This is a genomic window from Teichococcus vastitatis, assembly GCF_003604215.1.
In the GTDB taxonomy this organism is placed as follows: Bacteria; Pseudomonadota; Alphaproteobacteria; order Acetobacterales; family Acetobacteraceae; genus Pseudoroseomonas; species Pseudoroseomonas vastitatis.
The window spans coordinates 1-663 of sequence record NZ_QXGS01000207.1; the positions used below are offsets into that span (position 1 = coordinate 1).

Annotated in this window: 1 protein-coding gene; it reads left to right on the forward strand. The window is 61.2% G+C overall.

Annotation, left to right across the window (positions count from 1 at the left end; translation table 11 throughout):
- A partial coding sequence (locus tag D2K64_RS23940) for a winged helix-turn-helix domain-containing protein (protein WP_162306256.1) occupies window positions 1–142 on the forward strand: 142 nt, incomplete at its 5' end.
- Between the last annotated feature and the right edge of the window lie 521 nt (window positions 143–663).

The window sequence follows — 663 nt, forward strand, 5'->3', positions numbered from 1 at the left end:
CGTCTCCACTCATACGCTGGAGACTCATATTTATCGGCTGCGCCAGAAAGTCGAAGCCGATCCGAGCCAGCCGCGGCTGCTGCTGACCGAGCATGGTGGCTATAAGCTGGACGCGACCATATTTGAGGTTGCCGGCCGCTGATCGCGTCTGCCTGGCCCATCATGATGAATGGAGCACTGACGTCCTGCATCCTGGTCAGCGTCGCGGTTGCGATGTTGGCAAGGCTGCTGAACAACAGCCGGTTTCAGGCGAAGACGATGTCACCGGCGCGTACGGCACCCACGCCTTCCAGCAGAATCTCGCCCGTCTCGTAAACGGCCGGGAAGCTCAGCAGCAGCTGGCGGTCTGCGTGAAGGTCAGGTCGGCCCCTGCCCGGCGCACTGATCGTGCTACGGGCGGTGCTGTTGGGTAGGTGGCCGTGAGTGAGCGCCTGCCGAATGCTTCGCTAAACCTGATCGTTGCCGCCGTCCGGCCGATCTGCTGGCCAGATCCGAAAAGGGCATCGCCACCTATGAACCATTGCTCGACAGGATCTGAGCCGAAAATAGTGGCTGCAGCACGCCTATGAGGAGGCAAGGGATCTGGCGCCGTACCTGCGGCGGCTGATCGAAGAGGAAGAGGTTCAGCCTAGGTAGTATCACAATCGCCTGAGGGAGACCGGT